We start from the raw sequence: 21,299 nt of genomic DNA on the forward strand, positions 1-21,299 counted from the left end.
GCATAAAATTATCTCCAATTTATATGTTTTAGATGTCTCCATTTAAAAACACTTTCAATCAATCCGCCGTGTAATGCGGTGATCCTAAACATAAAATGGACCTCAAGCGGCTATAGCCGCTTGAGGTCCATCAATATCAGGGTTTATTATCCTTTGAGGATGTCGAGCTTCAGCTGTACCAGATCGAAGATGTTGATGACGCCGTCCGCATGGCGGTCTGCCGCCATCGCGTTTGCGTCAGCCAGTTCGATTTTGCCAAGGATGCCTCTCTTCATGGTCAGCAGATCCATTACGCCGATTCTGCCGTCTCCATTGACATCGCCCGGCACAACGACGGTCAGGACGTCGGTTCCGACAGTGACGATGCATCCGGTTCCGACAAGCGCGTCGTCAGCCAGCTCGTTGCCGTCCTTGTCGGTGATGCTCATCGGTGCGGTGGTGTCGAACATCGCCTTGTACGCTTCCGCCGAAGTTTCGGCAGGCGCGTCGGTGATCACCTTGTCGGTGATGTTCAGTTCGGTTTCGTAGCTGTTGGCATACGCAAACGGAACAGCTTCGCCGTTGACCTTGAACTCTGTAAAGGTCGCCGGATTGCCGAGTGCCGTGGAAGAAGATGCGCTTCCGCCGCTTGCAGCGTATAGGCCCACCTTGACGTCCGCGACATTCAGGGTGTTGTTGGTCTGCGTTTTGTCGACAACAATCCAGTTCTCATTGTCATAGCTGTAGGAGCCGGTCAGCTGGTTGCCAGCCTTTTCAAGCTTCAGATAGATATCCTGTTCCGGATGCGCTTCTTTGGTAGCCTTCTCATAGGTATTGGTCTGTTCGTTTTTGTTGAGGATTCCGACAACCTTGCCGCCAAGACCGCTGTGATACCTTCTTACGACCGTGAACAGCTCATTGTCGCCGGCATAGGCAATCAGGCCGGCCGTTTCATAGTTTGCGGAAGGAGCAAAATTCAGTTTCGTGGTGACCACGAAGTCGTTGGAATTTGGATTGGTCAGCATGGTATTGCGGGCTGTGTATCCGGTTCCATACGACTCGCCGTTCTGAGGCCAGATGGTCATGCTGTCCGCGCCGTTGATCGCGTAGGCGGTCTTGAACTCGTTCCGGAAGGACCACTGGGAGGTCTGCACATACGCCTTCTTGACGACATGTACCACACAGCTTGCGGTGACGTCGTCCGCAAGGCCGGTCGTTGCGGTGATGGTGACAGTGCCTTCTTTTTTCGTGGTGATAACGCCGCCGTTGACCGATGCAATGCTGTCGTCGCTCGAGGTCCACTTGATCGAAGAATAATCGACATTGGACGGATTCAGCGTCGCTTTGACGGTCGCCGACTGGTCGACCTCCAGGTTCAGCTCGCTCTCGCTGAGGATGATTTCATCCGCCTGCGTCGGTGCGTTGACGGTAATTTTGATACCGAATCCACCGTCCTTCATACACGGAACCTCGATGACATCGGTGTTGGTCACCTTGCGGATCTCCGCGTTGATGGTGCGGTTGTTTTCGCCGTCGCTGTAAATGAACGCATAGTGTTCGCCTTCGCCCAGGAAGCTCAGGTCTACGGTGGCCGTTCTGGCATTGACGGTGGTGCCGCCTACATACCAGTAGTTGCCGCTGCGGCGCGCTACGGTGTAGTAGTCGCCCGGATATGCTTCCAGAACAACGGAATCATCCCAAGCAGACGGGAGACTTCTGAAGAAGTCCACTGCGACGCTGCCGGTATATTTCGCCGGTTTGTCCGCCAGGCACTGGACGCCGCTTTCAAAGGTAATGGTCGTTCCGAGATGTCCGGCATCGGAAACGGAGCCCTGGGAATACATCGGGGTGAAGTCCATCGGGCCTACCGCGTTTCTGGTAAACGGCAGGATATTGTAATGCACCATATTCGGGCTGCTCTGCTCCGCGCCGTTGACGCCTTCACGATTGAGAACGTGCGGCCAGGTTCTTCTCTCACCGGTTGGCAGGTTGGAACCGTGGTAGTTCACCATAATATGATACTGGGCGGTGATCTCCGAAATTTCTTCGTACAGTGCGATCTGATCCTGTCTGTTTCCATCGAAGAAGTCGATCTTGAGTCCTACAATGCCGGCGTCCGCCATCATCTTTACAAATTTCTGACGTCTCTCTTCGGTACTGTAAGCATTTTTGTGGAACCATGCCCAAAGCTTGACGCCTTTCGATTCCGCATATTCGTACAGGTCGTCGTACCAGTCCGGAAGTGCAAAACGGTCGTAGTCTCTGCCGCCGACGTTCCAGCCTTCGTCCAGCAGGACATAGGGCCAGTTCATTTCAGCCGCAAAATCCACATAACGCTTATAGGTTTCACCGCTGCTGGTTCCATCGCCGTTCAGCCAGGTCCAGTTGGTGACGCCCGGTTTGATCCAGGAGGTATCTTCGATTTTGTTCGGGTCGCTCAGGTTTTCAAAAATCTGTGTGTTTGCAATCTTTGCCGCGGTGTCGAGAACCGCAACACGCCAAGGAGAGACAAACGGAGCTGTCGTGCTCGGCTTTGTATTGCCCTGATCCCAGGAGAAAACGCCCTTCAGCACCGTGCTGCCGTCCGCTTTAATGGCCAGGCCGGTGTACTGCGGGGTATGTCTTGCTTCTGAAAGCATAACCCAGACATCACTCGGTGTCTTGTACAGGAAGGTCATACCATAGTCTCCGCGGAGTTCGGAGAGCTGTTTTTTCTCATATTTTTTCTCATAGCAGTTGCTGCCGCCCGGCTGTACATAGGTTTCAGAATTTTCCGGTACATTGAAGGTGGTATTTTCGCTGTTGAAGATGAGCTCCTGTCCATCCTCTGCAATAATCTGATACTGGAACGCGACGCCGTCGTCATAGGCCCGCGCCACGATGTTGTACTGGATATCGCCCTTCATGAATTTGAAGGTGGATTCATTCGCCTTGTTGACAAAGGTGGATTGTTTGCCGGAGATCATATCATAGGTCTCGTCGATCACCTGATCCTCACGGCCCACATAGGTGAGTCCGGTCGAGAAATCGCCGAGGTTGGTGTCAAGACCGGTTGCAGAAGCGTTCATCGCAATCTTTCCGTTTGCGGTGACAAAGTATTCAACGCCGCCGTCTGCATTCTGGGTAAAGATGATGCTGTTGGTGTTGCTCGGGGAGCTCACCGCCATGGCATCTTCCGAAGCGCCGGTTCCCACCAGCAGCACCACGGTGTTTTCCTTGACAACGCCGTTCAGCTCAGCGGTCGCCTTGATGCGGGCAATGCCGTCGCCCACGCCGGTGATGACGCCGTTTGCATCGACCGCCGCAACGTCTTCATCGCTCGAAGCAAAGGTGAGACTTCCCTCTTTTGAGAAGTCAATCGCCTCGCCGTTTGCGCGCTTTGCTACGGCGCTGACCTGTGCCTGTTCGCCAACCGGAAGGATACCGCGGTCAACGGACATTTCCAGGGTGGACAGTTTTTCCAAAATTGCCGGGTCGATCTCGACCTTGGCGTCGCACCATTCGACCCAGTCGCCGGAGATACCGTTGCCGCCGTCGTTTCCGACAAGACGCAGGGTCTTATAGCCGGAAAGATCAATCTTGCCCGTATTCTGCATGCCGTCGGTGGCCCGAAGGACATCGGACTGGAACAGCAGCGTATCGTCGCCGTAAACCTGGAACTGTACGCTTCCTCTGTTTGCGTGCTGATCGTCGCTGTTCACATCGACGCCGAAGTAGGATTCAAAGGAAGAGATGGCGTTCGCTTCAATGTCATAGACCACTTCGGAATGGGCATGTCCACCGATTCCGCGTGTAAATTCCTTATTCTCGCCGGTTTCCTTGTCCAGCAGCGTAAATGTCGTGCCATTGACTGTCTGATTTTTATGGGTTCCATTCCATCCGCTTGCTGCGCTCGACCAATCGAGCTCATCAAGGTACTTCCAGTTCCCTTCATCCTGCGCCAGAGCGGTAAAGCTCATCGCCGGTACGGTGGTAGCAACCATCGCAACCGCCAGGACGTTGGCAAGAAGGTTTTTCAGTCCTCTTTTCATACATACACCAGCCTTTTCTATTTTTTGGACTTGTAATCCAACAATCGACAAAACGATTCCAGGGATCAAGGTTTTCATTGTTTATCGATTTATGGCTTCTTGGTCATTATAACATGTTTCACATTTTCTTGCCATATAAATATCTACGATTTTTATATAAAAAATCTACGATTTAATAAATAGCTTGTTTTTTTGATCGTTATGTACAAAAAATATTTGGAATTTTGTGTATATAACAAAAGAATTGTTACTTGTTTTGTACATCTCACCCTGATCTATCAATAAATTCCATGCAAAAAAATAACACCGGCCGGTCCACAGACCGGCCGGTGTTTTCTCTATAAGGTTTAGTTTCCGTTTAAGATGTTCAGTTTGATGCGCAGCAGGTCAAAGATGTTGAGCTTGCCGTTTTCATCCAGATCCGCCGCCTTGAAGTTCGGCGCATCGAGATCGGAAGCCGTCAGGATGGTCTGTTTGACCGCAACCAAATCCATAACACTCTGTCTGCCGTCTCCGTCCACGTCGCCCGGGATGACGACATCCGCGCTGTCGGTGACAACGCCGTCGCAGACGATCTCGACCTTGCAGCCGGTTCCCACCAATGCATCCGCTGCGAGTTCATTGCCGTCCTTATCACGAATAACAACGGCGCCTTCATCCTGATTGAACATTGTCTTGAACGCATCTGCCGTCGTTTCCTTCGGTGCGTCGGCGATCATGCCGTCCTCAACGACCAGATCAGAGCTCATACCTTCGTTCCTGTAAGCGAACGGAACCAGCTCGCCGTTGACCTTGAGATCCATGAAGGTCGCGTCGCAGTCGCCGTATTCCGCATCGCCAATCATCGCGATCATGCCGATCTTGATTTCCTTTTCGTTCAGCGCCGCGTTTGTAACGGTCTCGCCGATCTGCGTCCAGTTCTGCTCGTCGTGGCTGTAGTAGCCGCTCAGGCTGCTTCCCTGCTTGACGATCTTCAGATAGACGATGTCGTCCGGCCTCGGGTCGTCGACCGGCATCTCCCTGGTGCTGCCGTTGACCTGGTTGTTCGCGGAGAAGCACTCATTGTTCCAGTAGCTGTGATGTCTCTTCAGGACAGAGAAGAAGTTTGCATCCTCCGCATAGACGATCAGTCCTGCGGACTGGAAGTCGGTAAACGGCTTGAAGTCCAGCTTCACAGTCGCTTCAAAGTCGCCGGAAACAGGTGTCAGCGTGATGTTTCTCGCTGCCGTTCTGTTGTTGACCAGGTCGCCCTTCTTGGCAACGATGGTCATGCTGTTCTGGGAATTGATCCACCAGCCCGGTTTGTACTCACGGACGATCGACCAGTTTTTATGCAGTTCATATGGTTTCCTGGTGACGGTGATTTCACAGGTAGCCGTGACTTCGCCGTTCGGTCCGGTCGCCGCGGTGATGGTTGCCGTACCCGGATTGACGCCGGTGACGACGCCCGCTTCGACGGTTGCGACGTTTTCATTGCTGGAGGACCAGGTGACCTTGGTGTCATCCACATCGGACGGGTTCAGCGTATAGCCGATGGTGACGGTGCCGTCCTTCTCAATCGAAGCGGCAGTCTTGTCCAGAATGATTTCATCCGCATAGGAAGGCGGGGTTTTGCTCAGCTTGACGGCATAGCCGCCGTTCGCCTGTACGTCAAAGGTCAGAACGTCTTCGCTGGTGACCATTCTTTCCTCTTCAATCAGCGTCTTGTTGTTGTTTGCATCCACGCCGTCGGTGTAGATGTATGCATAGTACGGGGTATCGGCATCCAGGAAGCTGAGGTCCAGCGTGGAGGTCCTGGCATCCACGGTCATACTGCCGACATACCACTTGTCGCCGCTCTGGCGCGCCATGGTGGTGTACTGAGCCGCGTAGCTCTCAAGCAGCTTGGTTTCATCCCAGGCGGCCGGAAGCTTTCTGAAGAAGGAATATGCCGGGCTGTTTCTGTATTCGCTCGCGCTGCCTGCCAGGCACGGAATGCCGGATTCAAACGCGACGGTCATGGCCAGACGGTGTCCGAGCGTCAGATTGCCTCTTCCGGAGTAAACCGGGGTGTAATCCATCGGGCCGACTGCGTTTCTGGTCAGGTTCAGCACGGTGGTCTGATTGGAGAAGGAGTTGTTGTACTCGTCGCCGCGGATACCCTCTCTTGTCAGGACATGCGGCCAGGTTCTTCTCTCGCCGGTCGGCAGGTTGGCACCGTGGTAGTTGACGACCAGATGCTGTTCCGCACAGATGCGGGTCAGGTAATCGTACATGATCATCTGATCCTGCGACTCGCTGTCAAAGAAGTCCATCTTGGTTCCGGCAATGCCTGCCGCTGACAGTCTGGACAGCACGTCCTGTGCCTTTTCCTCGGTGTTGATCGCCGAGACATGCAGCCACGCCAGCAGCTTGACGCCCTTGGAATCCGCGTAGCTGACCAGGTCATCCAGCCAGTCCGGGAAGATGATGTTCGGACGGCCGCCGATATTCCAGCCCTCGTCCATCAGCATGTAGGTCCAGCCCATCTCTGCGGTCAGGTCCACATACTGCTTGTATGCGTTGTAGTTCTGGCCTGCGCCGTTGAGCCAGGTCCAGGTGGAGACGCCCGCCTCGATCCAGGAGGTGTCCTCGATCTGGCACGGGTCGCTCAGGTTCTCAAGAATCTGGGATTCCGCAATGTCCGCCTGGGTGCCCAGATAGGCGACACGCCATGGAGAAAGGAACGGCGCTGTGGTGGTCGGCTTCGCGGAGCCCTGTGTGCGGGCCCAGACGCCCTGCAGCATCGTGCTGCCAGTGGCCTTCAGCATCATACCGCAGTACTGCGGGGTATGCGCCGCTTCTGCAAGCATAACCCAGACATCGTCCGGCGTCTTGTAAAGGAAGCTCATGCCGAAGTTTCCATTGAGACCGGTGATGGTGCCCTTGTCATAGGTTCTCTCATAGTTATCGCTGGTGTACGGCTGCGCGTAGGTTTCGGAATCCGCCGGAACATCAAAGCCGGTGTTCTCGGAATTGATAATCAGTTCCTGGCCGTCTTCGCCAATGATCTGATAGCGGTAAGCGACGCCGTCGTCATAGGCGCGCGCGATGATGTTATACTGCACGCCGTCCTTCTCGAATTTCAGCGTGGTTTCGTTTGCGTGGTTGCGCTCCACCGAGCGTTTGCCGGAATACATCTCGTAGGTCTCGTCGATGACCTTTTCTTCTTTGCTGACAAAGTTAAGGCCGGTTGTGAAGTCGCCGAGGCTGGTGTTGAGTCCGGTCGGGGAAATGTTGATGGCGTTGTTTCCTTCGTTTCTTGCCATGTAGCTGACAGCACCCGCCTCATCCAGCAGGAAAATGATGCTGTTGTTGGCCGACGGGGAATCGATGGTCCAAAGCTCCACATAGCCGCCCTTGCCGACCAGGATGTCCATCGACGCGGTCTTGGTGATATCGCCGAGCGTCGCGGTGGCGGTGATGGTGGCGCTTCCGTCCGCTACGCCGGTGATCACGCCGTCCTCGCTGACAGAAGCAACCGTTTCGTCAGAGGAGGTGTAAACCAGGGAGCCTTCCGCGGAGAAATCCACGGCAGTGCCGTCCAGATGCTTCGCGACGGTATCGAGGTTCACGCTGTCGCCGATCTGAATCCAGTTTTCACTGGCTTTCATCGAAAGCTCGTTCAGATCCTTGTGGTACTTCTCGTCCACAATCAGCTTGGCGTCCGCCCAGTCGATCCAGTCGCTGTTGTTGCCGTCTCCGGCATCGTTGCCGACCAGCTTCAGTTCCTTTTTGCCGGTCAGGTCGATATTGATGTGCTCAAACTGGGAGTCACGTACAAATTTCGGCGATTTGTAGGCCAATTCGCCATCCAGATATACCTCAAAGTATACGCTGCCTTTACCTGAATTGGACGCGTCGCTGTACTTGTCCAATCCAACATAGCTGTCAAAAGCGGTGTACTTTCCGCTGCTGATGTCATAGACAATCTCGGTGTTGGCATGTGCTCCCACACCGTGGTCAAACGATACTTCCTTGTTGTTCTCATAATCCTGGAAGATCATTTTGCTTGCGTTGCAGGGTTTGCCCAAACCGATTTCTTTCCAGCCGGTGGTGGCGCTTACCCAATCAACGTCCTCCAGCCAGACGGCTACGTCGTTGGCAGCGGTATCCTGCGCCGAAGCCAAGTTGATGGCCGGTACAACCGACGCTACCATGGCCGCTGCAAGAATGGAGGAGAGGAGTTTTCTGAATCTGTGTTTCATCGTCAACATCCTTTCTCTTAAAGGTATTATTATTTTTCATACATGGATGATGATCACGATGTAATTTTTCTATATTTATACGGAGTAGTTTGCCAACATCATGATATCCTATGTATAACTTCAGAATGTATTATAACATTTTAAACAATATATTGCTATGCAATATTCTACGATTTATAGAAAAATTCTACGATCTTACAGCGGGAATTCTATTCAGAATCATATGTGAAAGGGATTTATGCCACAATCTTCCCTGTTTGATTCATAAAATTTTCGCATATTTGCCGGCTGGCATGAGACTATAAAAACTTCTGTATCTTTAAACATTTTCGCGTGAAATTTTTCGGTATAACCCTTATCATCATAAAAAATAAGTTTTGATACCAGACTGCGTTTAACGTCAAAAGGTTTTCTAGATACGCTGCAGGTCTATAAACCGCAACCGATATAAATTTTTATATCGTGAAGTGTCTATTTCCATACTTTTTATTATGGAAACTGTCTAATTTGCCTCTCATTTGATTTTCAATTCAAAGGGCCACTCATAGAAAAAGGTCCTTCCCTTCGGTATAAAAATCTTGCGCCGTCCTCTGCAAACGCAAAAAAGCCATCCGGTCAAAAACCGGATGGCTTTCTGATACAGATTTTAAAAGAAGAACTTATTTCACTTCTACTTCTGCGCCTGCATCTTTGAGTTTCTTTTCGATTTCCTCAGCGTCAGCCTTGGAAACGCCTTCTTTGATTGCCTTCGGAGCGCCGTCTACGAGCTCTTTGGATTCTTTGAGTCCCAGTCCGGTAACTTCTTTGACAACCTTGATGACGTTCATCTTGGAAGCGCCAGCGCTCTTCAGAACGACGTCAAATTCGGTCTTCTCTTCTGCAGCGGCAGCGCCGGCAGCCGGAGCGGCAGCAGCGACAGCAACAGGAGCGGCAGCGGAAACGCCGAATTCCTCTTCCAGAGCCTTAACCAGTTCAGACAGTTCCAGTACGGTAAGGGACTTAACCTCTTCAATCATCGATAATACTTTCTCAGAAGCCATGATATAATACCTCCAAATAAATTTTATAAATCATCTTATTTTATCCCGCCTGTCTCAGGCGGCCGGCAGATGGAAGCGGTATATCCAATCTCCGCCGGTTGGTTCGTCCGCTTACGCGGACTGTTTCTCGGCAATGGCGTTGAGTGCGATGACCAGCCCGCGCAGGTTCGCATTCAGGACATTTGCAAAACCGGAAATCGGAGCGTTGAAACCAGCCAGAACCTGTGCGATGAGCACTTCTCTGGACGGCAGCTTCGCAAGCGCGTTGACGCCTTCGACATCCAGGATCTTTCCATCGACAAAACCAGCTTTGATGTTGAATTTGTCTTTGGATCCTTCCGCATATTTTGCCAGGATCTTGGCAGCGGCAACCGGATCATCGTTGCTGATTGCGAGTGCGGTGGTGCCTTCCAGTACGCTTTCGAGTTCTTCGAAGCCTGCGTTCTTGGATGCAAACCGCAACAGTGTATTTTTGATGACAAAATACTCCACGCCCGCTTCACGCAGCTCCTTACGAAGCTTGGTGTCGTCCGCAACGTTGATGCCCTTATAGTCTACAACAACGCCTGCAACCGCATTCTGAAGTTTTTCAGTCAGTTCGGCTACAGCCTGCTGTTTTGCTTGTAAAACCTTCTCACTTGGCAAATCGTTCACCTCCTGAAAGTTTTTTTCATCTAAAAAGCCCTTCCTGTGACAATCCGCAGGAAGGGCGCAAAAATCATCTATCAAAATGAGCGCATCACGCTGATAGGTTTCTTTTTTGCTTCTTCCTCGGCAGGCAGGCCTTGCGGCCTTTTAGACAAATTGTACCTGCTGTCTTTGGAATCGACAGCTTTATTAGTATAGCACAAACATGCTATTTTGTCAACCTCAAATTATACGGCGACGTATTTATTGGAATTGACGCGGACACCAGGACCCATGGTCGCCGAAACAACGCAGGACTTGATGTACTGGCCCTTTGCAGCGGCCGGTTTTGCCTTTGCAATGGCAGCCATCAGGGTGTCCAGGTTCTTGGAGAGCTTCTCTGTACCGAAGGAGACCTTGCCGATCGGGCAGTGAATGATGTTGGTCTTGTCCAGACGGTATTCAATCTTACCGGCCTTCGCTTCAGTGACCGCACGGGCGACATCCGGGGTAACGGTGCCGGCCTTCGGGTTCGGCATGAGTCCGCGGGGACCGAGGATTTTACCAAGACGTCCCACAACGCCCATCATGTCCGGAGAAGCGATGACGACGTCGAAGTCCATCCATCCCTCATTCTGGATCTTGGTCATATACTCTTCGCCGCCGGCGTATTCTGCGCCTGCTTCCAGAGCTGCGTCCACCTTATCGCCCTTTGCAAATACCAGAACGCGAACCTTTTTACCGGTTCCGTTCGGCAGAACAACGGCGCCGCGGACCTGCTGGTCCGCATGACGGGAGTCAACGCCCAGTCTGACGTGAACTTCCACAGTCTCATCAAATTTTGCTTTGGCAGTCTTAATGCAGAGATCCAAAGCTTCATTTGTGTCATATACTTTGGTACGGTCGACCAATTTTGCGCTATCTGAATATTTCTTACCGTGTTTCATTACATGTTCCTCCTTGAGTGGTATTTACGGAATCTACTTGTCCTCCCACCCGAGAGCGATTAGTCTACTACTTCGATGCCCATGCTGCGTGCGGTTCCGGCAATCATATTCATTGCGTTATCGACGTTCGCAGCGTTCAGGTCAGGCATCTTCTGTTCAGCAATCTTTCTAACCTGCTCCCTGGTAATCTTTGCGACCTTTGTTTTGTTCGGCACACCTGAACCGCTCTCGATGCCACAAGCTTTTTTAATGAGAACAGCTGCCGGCGGTGTTTTTGTTACAAAGGTGAAGGAGCGGTCTGCATAAACTGTAATGACGACTGGAATAACCAAACCAATATCGTTCTTTGTGCGCTCATTGAAATCCTTTGTGAATGCCATAATGTTGACACCATGCTGACCCAGTGCAGGGCCTACTGGTGGAGCCGGAGTGGCTTTGCCGGCCGGAATCTGGAGCTTAATATAGCCTACTACCTTTTGAGCCATTGTTTGCACCTCCTGATTGACGTGGTAAAATACCGGAACAGCATCTGTGACTTACTGTTCCTCCCACACGGCGACGTCATCGTCTTCTGTAGCTCAAAAAAAGAAGACAGCCGCCGAAGCACATCCGGAAACGGACATGCCGGTTTGTGATCTTAAAAGATCTACCTCAAAAAAAGATTAATCCAACGGTTGGGCCTGGTCAAGCTGAAGCTCTACGGGTGTATCCCTTCCGAACATGGACACCGTTACGTTGACATAATTGCCCTCGATGTTCATTTCGCCCACCGTGCCAATGAAGCCTTCCAGCGGACCCGCAATGATTTTCACGGAATCCCCGACGGAGTACTGGACTTCCACGGATTTGGTTTCCACACCTAAGCCTGCTACCTCTTCTTCAGTCAGAGGAACAGGTTTCGAGCCAGGTCCTACGAACCCGGTAACGCCTCTGGTATTTCTCACGACATACCAGGAGTCGTCCGTCAAAACCATCTTTACGAGCACATAGCCCGGAAAGATCTTGCGTTCCACTTCACGTTTTTTGTCGTCCTTGATCTCTGTTACGGTCTCGGTCGGGATCTTCACTTCACAGATCAGATCCTGCAGGCTGCGGTTCTCCACTACCTTTTCGATATTGGAAGCAACCTTGTTTTCGTAACCGGAATAGGTATGGACAACATACCATTTTGCGGTTTCAGACATTTTTGTTCCTCCTATGCTTCCAGAGCCTTAGGAAGCTTGTTGTAAAAATGCACTGACCAGTGTGGACATACCGAAGTCAAGCAGCCAGATGACAATGCCAACCGCCAGCATGGTGACAAGCACCACGATGGTGTTGTTGACGACCTGTTTCTTGGTCGGCCATACGACCTTTTTGACTTCGCCCCTTAAATCCTTGAAAGAGCGACCAATCTTTGAGGCGATTCTTTTGGGGCTGAATTTTTTCTTGCCCTCGACATTCGTATTTGTTGCCGTCATTGTTTAGCCCGCCTTTCGCCTATTTTGTTTCCTTGTGAAGTGTGTGTTTCCTGCAGAACCGGCAGAATTTCTTCATCTCGAGCCTGTCAGGATCATTCTTCTTGTTTTTCATGGTATTGTAGTTGCGCTGTTTGCACTCTGTGCAAGCTAAGGTAATCTTTACCCTCATATCGGCACCTCCTGATTGACGGAATTTTTTGCCTCCCTCGTAAAAAGAACGCTGATTTTTGGACATAAAAATAAACCCTTTTAGAGGTATATCTATGTTACCATATTAATCGGATTTTGTCAATTGTTTTTTTGTACAAGCCATCCTGAAAGATCGGCTGTATATCGTATGAAAGCGGCTGTACAACCTCAAACCGGCGATGATTGTCCCGCCGCTGCCCGGCCATCTCATTCTTATTCCATATAATCGTCAATCGATATCGTTCCATGAAGTGTTTCAAATGCTTCAATACGCCTCTTGATCATCCGTTCCAGCTCCTTATTCTTTGTACGGCCTTCAAAACGCGCAATATATCCCAGCTTGTAAAGCAGCACATATGAAACGCAAAGCGTATATCTTGACAGCAAGTTTCTCATGCAGCAGACCTCCGTGATGATGTACTGCCTTCCATGATATCCTAATTTTAATAGGAATACAAGCTGTCAAAAGTCTTCTGTAAGAAGCCGCACCCCATTGAATTAGAATGATCATCAACCCGGCTGCACGGATAGAACGCAGCATTATCAGGCATTTCCCAAAAATAAAGGCCGTCATCGAAGATGACAGCCTCCAAGATGCGGAATGTTTTATGAAAATAGAAGAAATTGTCCGCGTGTTTGAACAGCTTGGCAGCAGCGGCAAAAGCCGCCATGATTTTGGATGAGCATCATCCATTCACGCTTGGATGCTGTTCGATGTAAGCATCCAGCATCCGCGCGGCACTCTCCACCAGACGCACACAGGGGCGCACCTTGTAATAGCGCTCGTCCCGCTTATCCGGCTGCGGGCTGGTGTCCGGCCGCAGCGCCATCTGCTCCAGCAGCTCCCGGCAGACGATGGTGCCATGCTCCTGCCTGAATGTGTCCGCCAGCTCCTGCACCCGCGCATAATGCGCCGCCTTCGCCGTGGTATCGGCCGGGTCGGGGCTGCTGTACAGCGCGCCCAAAACGAATCCCATGCCGGCGACCGCGCCGCACATCTCCCTGAGACGGCCAAAACCGCCACCAAAGGACGCGGACAGCTTCAGCAATGTCTCTTCCTCCACGCCGATCAAGTCGCTGAAAGCGCAGCATACAGCCTGCGCACAGTTATATCCCCGTTTGAACAGCTCATAGGCCCGTTCCTCGTGGTTCATATTCTTCGCCTCTTCCAAATAATATCCCGTTCGGATACTGCTAATCCTTTTCTTCCATATCATCCCGGTCCACCGTGACGAGCACCTTGGTGATGCGGTTGTCGTCCAGCTCGGACACCGTGATGATCAAATTTTTATAGCTGAAGCTCTCCCCCGGCTTCGGGATGTGTCCCAGCGTCTCGAAGATCCATCCGCTGATGCTGCTGTAGCTGCTTTCAAAATCGCGGATATCCAGTCCCAGCAGCTCAAACAGGTCCTCCGGATCGACATCCGCGTTGACCTGGTAGGTGTTGTCGCTCAGCGGCGTGACCATATGGGTGATTTCATCGTCCTCATCCCAGATTTCGCCGACCAGCTCTTCCAGGATGTCCTCCATCGTGACAAGCCCGTCGACGCCGCCGTACTGGTCGGTCACAATAGCCATATGGGTCTTGTCCTTCTGCAGCTGCCGCAGCAGCGCGGAGATTTTTATCTTTTCCGGCACAAACAGCGGCTGTTTCAGCAGCGGACGCACATCCTCCAACTGCGGATTGCCGATATAGGCCCGCAGGAATTCCCGCTCAAACAGGATGCCGATGACGTTGTCCTTGCTCTTTTCATAGACCGGGATACGGGAGAAGTGTTCTTCCAAAAACACCTGCATGATCTCCTCCACCGAATTGCGGATGTCCACCGAAACAACATCCACGCGCGGGGTCAGGATTTCATCCGCCGTGATGTCGCTGAACTCCAGCGCGCTCTGCAGCAGCTCGCTTTCCTGCTTCTCCAGCACGCCTTCATCCTCGATCTCCTCGATGATGTATTTAAGCTCCTGCTCGGTGACGGTCGGCGTGCTTTTATCCGATTTGTTCGCCCGGTTGACAAGGTCGGTGATCTTGACAAAGAACAGGATGATCGGCTTCAGGATGAACATCAGAAACGACAGCGCGCGGGAAACGCCCAGCGCAAATTTTTCGGCGTTCTGTTTCGCATAGCTCTTCGGGACGATCTCGCCGAAGATCAAAATCACAACCGTCGCAGCCAGTGTTGCAATACCAACGCCGGAAGGACCGAACATCTGGGTCGCCAGCAGCGTTGTGATGGACGCCGTCAGGGTGTTGACGATGTTGTTTCCGATCAGGACGGTGGAAAGAGCGCGGTCGTAATCCTCCGAAATTTTCAGCGCGATGCCCGCGCGTTTGTCCCCTTCCTCCTCTATATTCTTCATCCGGATGCGGTTGAATGAGGAGAAGGCCGTTTCGGTGCCGGAGAAAAACGCCGACATCATAACCAAAATTACCAACAGTACATAGAGCAGTGCTGTACCGGTGTCCAATAGTAACCCTCCAGTAAAATTATAAAATTATGCTTTATTGTATCAGATATCCCGGCCTGGTACAAGACATCCCTGTAAAAAATTCCTTGAAAGTTCACAGGGCGGTGTGAAAAGGGAATCCAAAACGCAAAAAAATCCAATACCGCATGGCATTGGATGCTTCCTACAGTGGTATGGACCCTTCCATATTTGCTGATTATCCGAAGATAATCAGCAAATACTTATAGGGCAAAATGAAAAAAAGGACCAATATCTAACAGAAACGTTTTCCAGGCAACATGAAAGCGTTTCTTCTTGCACTCTCAAGTAAAATAAAACCCCGATATCGTCAGCTTATACAAAAACTCTGCACATACTGAAATGCTATTTGGCAGAACCCTGAAACTGTTTCCAAATGTATGAACCTTAAATATCTTGAGTATGATTATACTAAAAAAAGCACAGCTTGTCAAGGGCATTTTTCCAAGATTCAATTATTTTTTCTAGTTAAATAATCCTGTCCATTTTTTAGAAATTTCCGCTTCCATCAAGTCCATATCACGTATACTGTTATCTCCCGCCGCCTTTTATCATCGCGGCAGCAATCGCCATCCGCCAAGCCTGTCTGCGTCTTTTCATGAAAGGATGCCGCCCTTGTATACCAGTTTCCCCCATATGAGGCTGTACACGCGAACAGATGTGGTTTGCCGCTCACAGACGGGCCTGAATTCTCCATCGCCCGCTGAGCGTTCCGTTCACTGGCTGACAGAGCGCAAGTCTATTTTACACCAGAAGATATTTTTTCATTTAAAAAATCCCGCCCTCCTTCCCGGAAGACGGGATTCCCATGTATAAGCTTATGACAGTCTGCTGGTCACCTTTTTCAGATACTCCTTAAACTCGGAGCCGACCTCCGGATGAATCAGGCCGACCTCGACAATCGCCTGCAGGATGCCCAGCTTGTTGCCCATATCGTAACGCGTTCCCTCGAAATCCACGCCGACCATGCCTTCGCGTTTGGCCAGGGTGCGCATCGCATCGGTCAGCTGCAGCTCCCCGCCCGCGCCGTACGGCGTGTTCTCCAGAATCTCAAAGATGCTGGCCGGCAGCACAGTCCTGCCCAGAATCGCAAAGTTTGAGAAGAGCTGTTCCCGCGACGGCTTTTCAATCATATCGGTCACCTTGTACAGGTTGTCCCGGATGTTCTCAACCGCCAGCGAGCAGTACTTGAGGATCTGGTCGGTCGGGACCTCCTTCATGCCGGCGACGCCGAGGCCGAATTCCTCATATGCGTCGCAGAGCTGCTTGCAGACCGGCGTCTCGCTCAATATCACATCGTCGCCGTAGAGCACCGCAAACGGGTCGCCGCCGACAAAGGTTTTGGCACAGAGCACCGCGTGTCCGAGCCCCTTGGTCTCCTTCTGGCGGATGTACTGGATGTTGGCAAGCTTGGAGATCGCCACGATCTCATCATACGCCTGCTGTTTTCCGGACCTTAAGAGCCTGTCCTCCAGTTCGGGCGCACGGTCAAAATGGTCCTCTACGGTCGTTTTTCCGCGGCTGGTGATGATCAGGATGTCCTCAATTCCAGATTTGACGGCCTCTTCGACAATATACTGAATCGCCGGCTTGTCGACGATCGGAAGCATCTCCTTGGGCATCGCCTTGGATGCCGGCAGCACTCTTGTACCCAGTCCCGCGGCCGGAATGACCGCTTTTTTGATCTTCATAAAATAATCCTCCTGTTTTGTCACATCATTGGCAGGATCACCGGAACCAGAAAGACCGATACGGCGATCATATACAGAATAAACAGTCCACCCAGCACACTCGCCACTGCTATGGCGGAGATACCGCCCTTTTTGTCCATATAGGCGTTGTATCCGGCCGTGTCGGATGCAAAATCATCCTTAGCATGCTTAATATGCTTAAACGCATAGCTGCGATACCAGTGGTTGGTAAACGCCAGCGCGATAAACGATATCCCCGTCATCACAAACCGTGAAACGTCCAAAAGGGTCATCCAGACAGCATAGGCGTTGTAGTCAAACGGAACGCCGGCAAGCTGTGCTTGTATGCCGGCAAATGTGACCACTGTGGCCGGCACCGCGCAGATCACATAGATCGCCATGAACAGCGCGCCGAGCTTGTACATCTTTCGATAGAAAAAGTACAGGAAGTGCAGAAAAAACGCCGGAAAATTCAGCGAGATGATGCGGTTGTACATGCTCATCGCCTTGAATTTCACAATAAACGAGATCGCGTTGTTCTTCACAAACCGGCTGATATCCGCGATTTTGACGCCGTCAATCTGCTCCTCCACGGTAAATCCATACATCGTGGCGGTTTCCTCATTCACAGCGCCCTGTCCCATATTCTGAAACGGCTGCTGAACCTGAGGCTCGCGCATCGTCCGGCCGCAGGTCACGCAGAACTTTTTGCCCGGCTCATTCATCTCGCCGCACCAGGGACAGGCGACCTTACCGCCGGCCTCTTCCCCTGCCGCACGGATATCGGCCTGTACGCCCGGCTGCGCGGGCGTGATGACCTGTTTGGGCTTTCTTTTCCACTGCTTTCCCGGCTCATTGCCGCAGAACGCGCAGACATTTTCCTCTTTATAGCATGGCCTGTGCTGCGGCGCACCGCAGATCGGACAGACCACGATGTCATCATCCGGTTTAAAATGATTTTTGCATTTTACACAATCTTCTCCAGCATACAGCAATATAATCCCCCGCTTCCAAAACTGAATTTCCCGTAAGGTATCCTGACGGGCGCTGAACCAAGGTCCGATTGGCAATTAACATTATATCCTATATTTATAAATAATCCAACACTTTACAATAATTAATAAGTAAAATATAATAGATAGGACACAATTGAAACAGACGGAAAATCGGAGGAAAACGGCGTTCTAGCCCGCCGTTTTTTCCCCTGTATGAAACATCGTCCATTCGTGGACTTCATCGGCCCGGCCGATCAATACAACTGGAGGAAAACCATGTTACAATTTGAAGAACTCAAGCAGCAGCTGACCGCATTAAAACCGCAGATTGACGATCTTGCCGAGGCCATCGGACTTTCGGAGCTTCAGAAGAAGCTGGGCGCGCTCGAGGAACAGGGCGCGGACCCCGCCTTCTGGAACGATCTCGAGCAGTCGCAGAAAACGCTGCAGCAGACCACGCAGATCAAATCCAAGATCGGGGATTATAACCGATTGGTCAGCCTGTACGAAGACATCAGCACGCTGATCGAAATCGCGCTGGAGGAACAGGACGAGGCGCTTTACACCGAAGCCGAGCAGACCTTCCAGACGCTGGTCGGCGAGCTGGAGACGCAGAAGCTCTCCACGCTGCTCAGCGGCGAATATGACGGCAAGAATGCGATCCTGACCTTTCATGCCGGTGCGGGCGGAACCGAAGCACAGGATTGGGTGGAGATGCTCTACCGCATGTACACCCACTGGGCCGAAAAGCATAAATTTAAGGTCAAGGTGCTTGACTACCTCGACGGCGACGAGGCCGGCATCAAGAGCGCGTCCATTTTGATCGAGGGAATCAACGCCTACGGATTCCTGAAATCCGAAGCCGGCGTACACCGACTGGTGCGCGTCTCCCCGTTCGACGCATCCGGCCGAAGGCACACCTCGTTCGCATCGCTGGAGGTCATGCCGGAAATCGACGACGCCGTGGATGTTGAGATCAATGAAAGCGATTTGAAGGTCGACACCTACCGCGCAAGCGGCGCGGGCGGACAGCACGTCAACAAGACCGAATCCGCCATCCGCATCACCCATCTCCCGACCGGGATTGTGGTCGCCTGCCAGAACGAGCGCAGCCAGCATCAAAACCGGGAGGTCGCCATGAAGATGCTGATCTCCAAGCTGACACAGATCAAGGAGCGCGAGCATCTCGACAAGATCGGGGACATCAAGGGCGAACAGAAGGATATCGCCTGGGGTTCGCAGATCCGATCCTATGTCTTCATGCCCTACACATTGGCGAAGGATCACCGCACCGGCTACGAGATGGGCAACATCAACGCCGTTATGGACGGCGACATTGACGGATTCATCAACGCCTACCTCAAAGCAAAAAGCTTAGGACAAATCTAAGGCAATTATGGAAATGAAAAATCGATGACTGATTATAAGAGTAAATTTATCATCCCAGCCAAGGTATTGGGGTACCATAGAAGCAGCTTATAACCGGGGAAGCGTTCGCTGCTAGCTATGCCCAACCACCCTGCCCAAAACAAAACGCCGTCCGCACCACCTGCGGTGGAGCAATCGCCTACGGCGTTCTCCAACTAAGGAGTCGTGTACGCAGCGGCTTCGGGAATCAGGGTACCAGTCAAGACAGTCTTAGGGAACGTAAGCGTCCGCTGCCAACCATTCAGCCACCCTGCCATCTGGATGCCGCCCGCAGACGGCCGAAGCAGATAACGGGATATCAGGGGGGATTTTCAAGGGGGCCATCTGGCTTGGGGTGGCACAGTGTATGGCCCCCTTGAACGGCCTTTCTTGGTTACTTCTTTGGCCGGCAAAGAAGTAACGACCACACAGCCAAGCGTCACTTGGCAAACACCATGAAACCGCTGTGCCACAGCGGTACCGCATTCATCAAGCTAAGCTTTGATCACCAAAACATAACAAGCAGCGCATTTTTTACATGCAAAGGGCACCTTGAAAATTCAAGGTGCCCTTTGCTATTGCACTAATGGAAATCAGAGATCATCATTCCTAAACCCGGGAAAATTTACAACACATTTTCAATACTTTTACTCTTTTGTCAATTTTATTAACGGCGCACCGTTAGCCTCGGTTTTTATTTGTAGTATACTTAAGCTATTGGTATACGAAACAAATGAAAACCAAAAACAACAGTGTTAAGAGGAGAAATTAATATGTGTACATTCAACAGCATATTTAAACGCAGTAAATTTAAAAATCTCATGTCTTATATCATAAACGAAATAGGAGAAGACGGCGAAAACATAGAAGACTATTCCCGAGCCATCGACCAATCTTATGAAGACTTTTTTACAAATCTCGAAAAACTGTATCCGAAAGCCGACAGAAATGATAATCGATTATTCGATGTTGTAACGGACTTTTCAATCATCCATGATGATATTTATTTTAAAGCAGGAGCACTGACAGGCTTTCAGCTATACAAGGAATTTGAGGAGCATTATAAAAATCACAAGGACAGCGACATCCCATCTCTTTTGAAAAAGCAGGAAGATACAAACAATGAACAGCAAAAACAAAAAACAGATTCTATACTGGATGCCTTCCAAACATTCAGATTGGACACTGCTTTTGAGACATCTATAAAAGACAATGAGAACTATCAGAAACTAAATGAAAAGACCTCGCAAAAAATATTTCGTATTGACCATATTGGATTGAATCGTGAGCAATGGAACGTTGTAGACGCCGCCTTATCCGCTTGCAATGAACGAAGTACATATTTTGGAGATATGGCATATCATCAAGGTTTCAAAGACGCAGTAAAGCTGCTTGCGGAAATCTTTGAATGCTGATCATGGAATAAAAAAAGTCACGCCCTGTCCACAGATGCGGACAGGGCATGATTCTGTATAAAACAGGAATTCACCATGAAATAAAAGCGCGCTGATGAACCATCATCAGCGCTTTGCATGTATCAGGGAATCAAAAGCAGATTCCTGTCAAACTCTGTGAAATCCGTGATGACGCCATTGACATCCTCCCGATTTTCAAGATCGGGACGGGTATCCTCGGTCACCACAGCTAAAACGCTGCCATACCCGGCGGCATGCGCGGAACGGATGCCGCTGGCCGCATCCTCCACCGCAATCAGTTTTTCCGGCTTTATGCCAAGCCGCTGCGCGCTGCGCAGATAGATGTCCGGCGCGGGCTTTCCACGCATCTTTCCGTCGTCGAAGATGATGTGCTCCATTGGAAACCACCGCAGCAGGTAAAATTTTTCCAGATAATACCGCACATTCGGTTCGCAGGAGGAGGTGCCGATGGCGTGAGGAATCCGTTTTTCGGTCAGATAATCGAGCAGCTCGACCGCGCCCGGCGCAAGCGCGAACGCCTCGCCGTCCTTTTCGCAGAGCTCCAGATAAATCTGTTCCTTCTGGTCTGCGAGCCGCGCCGCGGTTTCATCATCCAAAGCATGGCCCACGAGGTATTCCAGGATCACCCGGTTGACCCGTCCGTGCACCTTGCTTCGGATCTCCTCATCGGTAAATGCCCGGCCGCGCAGCTGCTCGGACAGGATGCGCCACGCATATTCATGCTTGTCGGAATCCCAAAGCAGCGTGCCGTTAAAATCGAAAACAATGCCTGTATACCGCATAA

The 21,299-nt window shown here is 51.3% G+C and carries 18 protein-coding genes and 1 other annotated feature; of the genes, 3 read left to right on the forward strand and 15 right to left on the reverse strand.

Going from position 1 to position 21,299, the window contains the following annotated elements; translation table 11 throughout:
- Window positions 1-146: 146 nt before the first annotated feature.
- The 10 genes from BN348_RS10110 to BN348_RS10155 form a co-directional block, all read right to left on the reverse strand.
- Complete coding sequence (locus tag BN348_RS10110; protein ID WP_040197826.1) at window positions 147-4,010, reverse strand: glycoside hydrolase family 97 N-terminal domain-containing protein; 3,864 nt, start codon at window positions 4,008-4,010, stop codon at window positions 147-149.
- A gap of 347 nt (window positions 4,011-4,357) precedes the next feature.
- Window positions 4,358-8,236, reverse strand: coding sequence for a glycoside hydrolase family 97 N-terminal domain-containing protein (locus BN348_RS10115; protein WP_040197827.1), 3,879 nt, complete (start codon window positions 8,234-8,236; stop codon window positions 4,358-4,360).
- Between the two features lie 659 nt (window positions 8,237-8,895).
- Window positions 8,896-9,276, reverse strand: a complete 381-nt coding sequence (gene rplL / locus BN348_RS10120; protein WP_040197828.1) for a 50S ribosomal protein L7/L12 — start codon at window positions 9,274-9,276, stop codon at window positions 8,896-8,898.
- Window positions 9,277-9,387: 111 nt separating this feature from the next.
- Window positions 9,388-9,921, reverse strand: a complete 534-nt coding sequence (rplJ, locus tag BN348_RS10125) for a 50S ribosomal protein L10 (RefSeq protein WP_040197829.1) — start codon at window positions 9,919-9,921, stop codon at window positions 9,388-9,390.
- A gap of 21 nt (window positions 9,922-9,942) precedes the next feature.
- Window positions 9,943-10,117, reverse strand: a sequence feature (ribosomal protein L10 leader region).
- A 34-nt stretch (window positions 10,118-10,151) separates the two neighbouring features.
- On the reverse strand, window positions 10,152-10,850 hold the full coding sequence (rplA, locus tag BN348_RS10130) for a 50S ribosomal protein L1 (RefSeq protein WP_040197830.1): 699 nt from the start codon (window positions 10,848-10,850) through the stop codon (window positions 10,152-10,154).
- A 59-nt stretch (window positions 10,851-10,909) separates the two neighbouring features.
- Complete coding sequence (gene rplK / locus BN348_RS10135) at window positions 10,910-11,335, reverse strand: 50S ribosomal protein L11 (RefSeq protein ID WP_040197831.1); 426 nt, start codon at window positions 11,333-11,335, stop codon at window positions 10,910-10,912.
- 177 nt (window positions 11,336-11,512) lie between these two features.
- Window positions 11,513-12,034, reverse strand: a complete 522-nt coding sequence (gene nusG / locus BN348_RS10140) for a transcription termination/antitermination protein NusG (protein WP_040197832.1) — start codon at window positions 12,032-12,034, stop codon at window positions 11,513-11,515.
- 27 nt (window positions 12,035-12,061) lie between these two features.
- Window positions 12,062-12,310 carry a preprotein translocase subunit SecE gene (gene secE / locus BN348_RS10145; protein WP_040197833.1) on the reverse strand — a complete coding sequence of 83 codons (249 nt, stop codon included), beginning with the start codon at window positions 12,308-12,310 and terminating at the stop codon, window positions 12,062-12,064.
- A gap of 19 nt (window positions 12,311-12,329) precedes the next feature.
- Window positions 12,330-12,479: a 50S ribosomal protein L33 gene (gene rpmG, locus BN348_RS10150; RefSeq protein WP_040197879.1), complete on the reverse strand. Its 150-nt coding sequence runs from the start codon at window positions 12,477-12,479 to the stop codon at window positions 12,330-12,332.
- 233 nt (window positions 12,480-12,712) lie between these two features.
- On the reverse strand, window positions 12,713-12,895 hold the full coding sequence (locus BN348_RS10155; RefSeq protein ID WP_040197834.1) for a hypothetical protein: 183 nt from the start codon (window positions 12,893-12,895) through the stop codon (window positions 12,713-12,715).
- Between the two features lie 107 nt (window positions 12,896-13,002).
- Here BN348_RS10155 and BN348_RS10160 point away from each other — a divergent pair, with 107 nt between their 5' ends.
- Complete coding sequence (locus tag BN348_RS10160) at window positions 13,003-13,182, forward strand: hypothetical protein (RefSeq protein ID WP_040197836.1); 180 nt, start codon at window positions 13,003-13,005, stop codon at window positions 13,180-13,182.
- A gap of 3 nt (window positions 13,183-13,185) precedes the next feature.
- Here the strand turns inward: BN348_RS10160 and BN348_RS10165 are convergent, their stop codons facing one another.
- The 4 genes from BN348_RS10165 to BN348_RS10180 form a co-directional block, all read right to left on the reverse strand.
- Entirely contained in the window at window positions 13,186-13,653 is a 468-nt protein-coding gene (locus BN348_RS10165; protein ID WP_040197837.1) for a C-GCAxxG-C-C family protein, read from the reverse strand.
- 40 nt (window positions 13,654-13,693) lie between these two features.
- The gene (locus BN348_RS10170; RefSeq protein WP_040197838.1) at window positions 13,694-14,968 is read right to left on the reverse strand and encodes a hemolysin family protein; all 1,275 of its coding nucleotides are present in this window, start codon (window positions 14,966-14,968) and stop codon (window positions 13,694-13,696) included.
- A gap of 836 nt (window positions 14,969-15,804) precedes the next feature.
- Window positions 15,805-16,677: a UTP--glucose-1-phosphate uridylyltransferase GalU gene (gene galU / locus BN348_RS10175; protein ID WP_040197839.1), complete on the reverse strand. Its 873-nt coding sequence runs from the start codon at window positions 16,675-16,677 to the stop codon at window positions 15,805-15,807.
- Between the two features lie 20 nt (window positions 16,678-16,697).
- Window positions 16,698-17,747, reverse strand: coding sequence for an RING finger protein (locus tag BN348_RS10180; RefSeq protein WP_156136495.1), 1,050 nt, complete (start codon window positions 17,745-17,747; stop codon window positions 16,698-16,700).
- A gap of 201 nt (window positions 17,748-17,948) precedes the next feature.
- On the opposite strand from BN348_RS10180, the gene prfB reads away from it, so the two are divergent.
- Window positions 17,949-19,061, forward strand: coding sequence for a peptide chain release factor 2 (gene prfB, locus BN348_RS10185; protein ID WP_040197841.1), 1,113 nt, complete (start codon window positions 17,949-17,951; stop codon window positions 19,059-19,061).
- A gap of 791 nt (window positions 19,062-19,852) precedes the next feature.
- The gene (locus tag BN348_RS13300) at window positions 19,853-20,494 is read left to right on the forward strand and encodes a hypothetical protein (RefSeq protein ID WP_052446877.1); all 642 of its coding nucleotides are present in this window, start codon (window positions 19,853-19,855) and stop codon (window positions 20,492-20,494) included.
- Window positions 20,495-20,616: 122 nt separating this feature from the next.
- Here the strand turns inward: BN348_RS13300 and BN348_RS10195 are convergent, their stop codons facing one another.
- The gene (locus tag BN348_RS10195; protein WP_040197842.1) at window positions 20,617-21,297 is read right to left on the reverse strand and encodes an HAD family hydrolase; all 681 of its coding nucleotides are present in this window, start codon (window positions 21,295-21,297) and stop codon (window positions 20,617-20,619) included.
- Window positions 21,298-21,299: the final 2 nt, after the last annotated feature.

The organism is Candidatus Soleaferrea massiliensis AP7 (assembly GCF_000820765.1).
Taxonomy (GTDB): domain Bacteria; phylum Bacillota; class Clostridia; order Oscillospirales; family Ruminococcaceae; genus Soleaferrea; species Soleaferrea massiliensis.

What these genes read in the sequence shown, in the direction of transcription:
- rplL (WP_040197828.1), bottom strand. Translation starts at nt 9,276, where the DNA reads ATGGCTTCTGAGAAAGTATTATCGATGATTGAAGAGGTTAAGTCCCTT.
- rplK (WP_040197831.1), bottom strand. Translation starts at nt 11,335, where the DNA reads ATGGCTCAAAAGGTAGTAGGCTATATTAAGCTCCAGATTCCGGCCGGC.
- BN348_RS10165 (WP_040197837.1), bottom strand. Translation starts at nt 13,653, where the DNA reads ATGAACCACGAGGAACGGGCCTATGAGCTGTTCAAACGGGGATATAAC.
- BN348_RS13300 (WP_052446877.1), top strand. Translation starts at nt 19,853, where the DNA reads ATGTGTACATTCAACAGCATATTTAAACGCAGTAAATTTAAAAATCTC.
- BN348_RS10155 (WP_040197834.1), bottom strand. Translation starts at nt 12,895, where the DNA reads ATGAGAAACTTGCTGTCAAGATATACGCTTTGCGTTTCATATGTGCTG.
- BN348_RS10195 (WP_040197842.1), bottom strand. Translation starts at nt 21,297, where the DNA reads ATGCGGTATACAGGCATTGTTTTCGATTTTAACGGCACGCTGCTTTGG.
- nusG (WP_040197832.1), bottom strand. Translation starts at nt 12,034, where the DNA reads ATGTCTGAAACCGCAAAATGGTATGTTGTCCATACCTATTCCGGTTAC.
- secE (WP_040197833.1), bottom strand. Translation starts at nt 12,310, where the DNA reads ATGACGGCAACAAATACGAATGTCGAGGGCAAGAAAAAATTCAGCCCC.
- BN348_RS10115 (WP_040197827.1), bottom strand. Translation starts at nt 8,236, where the DNA reads ATGAAACACAGATTCAGAAAACTCCTCTCCTCCATTCTTGCAGCGGCC.
- prfB (WP_040197841.1), top strand. Translation starts at nt 17,949, where the DNA reads ATGTTACAATTTGAAGAACTCAAGCAGCAGCTGACCGCATTAAAACCG.
- rpmG (WP_040197879.1), bottom strand. Translation starts at nt 12,479, where the DNA reads ATGAGGGTAAAGATTACCTTAGCTTGCACAGAGTGCAAACAGCGCAAC.
- BN348_RS10160 (WP_040197836.1), top strand. Translation starts at nt 13,003, where the DNA reads ATGATCATCAACCCGGCTGCACGGATAGAACGCAGCATTATCAGGCAT.
- galU (WP_040197839.1), bottom strand. Translation starts at nt 16,677, where the DNA reads ATGAAGATCAAAAAAGCGGTCATTCCGGCCGCGGGACTGGGTACAAGA.
- BN348_RS10110 (WP_040197826.1), bottom strand. Translation starts at nt 4,010, where the DNA reads ATGAAAAGAGGACTGAAAAACCTTCTTGCCAACGTCCTGGCGGTTGCG.
- rplA (WP_040197830.1), bottom strand. Translation starts at nt 10,850, where the DNA reads ATGAAACACGGTAAGAAATATTCAGATAGCGCAAAATTGGTCGACCGT.